We start from the raw sequence: 2,196 nt of genomic DNA on the forward strand, positions 1-2,196 counted from the left end.
GTCTCCTCGCGGAGTTCGCGGACGGCGAGCGCGAACGGGTCGGCGGAAGCGCGGTCCGGAGCCGTGCCGTGATCCAAAACAGCCCCTTGAGGACAAGTGTGACCATGAAAACATAGAACGTCGAAGCGATGATCCGTGCCGGCAGCGGGCCGGATGTGGGGGAGAACGCGTTGAGGACGACACCTCCAGCTGAAAACATCAGAGCCAAGGGGAATGTAATCGTCAAAAGATCGAGCTGCGTGAGAAACTCCCTGGGGTGCGCCAGCCGCTTGATCTGTGCGATGGCGGACGCTCTCTTGGTGTAGATAGCCGTGGAGCATGTGAGACCCAACAGCGTGAGGCGGATCTGACCACGTAAGTCCTCGCTGAGCTGCGGCAGCGATCCAGCGGTTCGGAACGCGACTTCCCGCAGGAACTCGTTGCGAGAGCGGAACGCTGCGGTGAGCAACTCATCGGCGATCGGGAAGGTGAGCAAACCTGCGAAGGCGACGGCTCGGCGTTTGTCCAGCCGATGACCACGGTTCCAGGCGCGCTGGACTATGCAGTCGATCAGCGATCTGATTTCGTCGGTGACTTTGGCTGGGTGGGTCTCCAGGCCGGTCGCGAGAATCCCAAGCAAGTGCAGACAGCCAGGAGGCCACCTGAAGTCGCCGTGGATGACCGCGGCGGCGTGCCGCCGGAGGATTCCTCGCGCGTCGGCAAGCAGCGGGCGCGTCGCGTCGCTGTCCTGCACCTGCAGCAGGGTGACTGCGGTCTCGCGCCACTGATCGTTCTCCAGCAGAACGGCCATTGGTACTCGCTTGGGGTCGCTGATGACGACGCAGGTGGAGAAGTACTCCTGGAACCGCCGGTGGACGAAGGAGAACGTCGGTTCGCCGTCGGCGTTGCTATCGGCTCGTCCGAGCTTTGAGTACACCAGGGCATCAAGAATGGTGTTCAGCACGGTGGGTGCAACTCGTTGCATCGCAGGCGCCATCGCCCGTAGAACCGACCTGGTGGGCGTAAGGCCCATCCGGGGTGTGGAGGCCATCAGGAAGGCGATCTCCTCCGCGCCGGCACGGATGAAGTCCACATCCCTGCCGAAACGAGCCCTGATGCGGTCGCGGTCACGTCGCAGCCGGTGGGTCAGGTACTGCTCGAACACGGTGTGAGAGCTCGCAGGGAACTCGATGCCGATGCGCATATGCTCGCACAGCAGGCCAAGGAACATCGGATTGCCCGCAAATGTGGTGATGTCCTGTGAAGCGGTCGCCAGCCCTTCCAGCATTGCGCGGTACACCGGGCGGTCCAGGTCCGCCCGCTTGATCAGCTTGCGCTGCTGGCGTGGTGACAATCGCAGGATGCGGAAGCGGGTGAACTGCACAATGTTCGGACTACTGAAATCGCGTGAGGCGACGATGCCGCGGCACCGAGTGAATGGTCCGAGAAAGCCCGCGATGGCCTGTGCGTACTTCGGCGCGATCTGCTGTGCGTCATCAGCTGACAGGATGTCTGGGATCTCGTCGAACGAGTCAAACAGAAACAGCCAGGTCCCGTCCTTCAGTCCCCGGTCGAACTCCTCGTCCAGCACCTCTTGAATATCTCGGCTGTTGGCCTCGGCTAGTTTGGCGAGGAGGAACGCGCGAATTCCGTCCGGCGACACGAGATCAGGACGAATGTCGAGCGACTTGAGGTTGATGTACAGAGGAAGGATCACTTTCGGCTTGTCGCTCTTCACTGCCCGACCGATCATCACGCGCGCGAGGTGTCGCAGCGCCACGCTCTTGCCTGCGCCGGGCTCTCCTTCCAACAAGATCAGCGGTTCGCTACTGCGCCGCAGCGCCTCGGAGAGCGAATCGACACGCCGGAGTGCGGGCCGGCGAAAGGGCAGCAACCTCAGCATCCAACGGCGCCGCCAGGATCGCTCGATCTCGACCTCGGCCTCCAGCTCGGCATACTTCTCGTCCCGCCAGTCTTCCTGGAGTTCGATGTTCCACAACACGTTGTGGAGATGCTTGGCGAACATCTTTCGCCTGCGCTGCCTCCGGCGTTCGTCGCCGATGCGCCCTCTGGTCATCCACCGGACAGCGTTCCAGCACTTGCGCAACACGGCGGCAATCGGCGTCAGTATCGCGATGACAGATCCGGCGAGCAGGAGGATCGTGAGTACCTCGATCACGACCCGGTGCGGATGCTCTCGAACCTGGACGGCGTGAC

General features: G+C 62.6%; 1 protein-coding gene. It reads right to left on the reverse strand.

The genetic code is table 11. The features are described 5' to 3' along the window. Window positions 1-2,158 (reverse strand): NACHT domain-containing protein (locus tag ABZX92_RS45710; protein WP_355572411.1); only part of this gene is annotated, 2,158 nt, incomplete at its 3' end. Between the last annotated feature and the right edge of the window lie 38 nt (window positions 2,159-2,196).

Origin of the sequence: Lentzea sp. NPDC006480, assembly GCF_040611995.1 — a bacterium.
GTDB lineage: Bacteria > Actinomycetota > Actinomycetes > Mycobacteriales > Pseudonocardiaceae > Lentzea.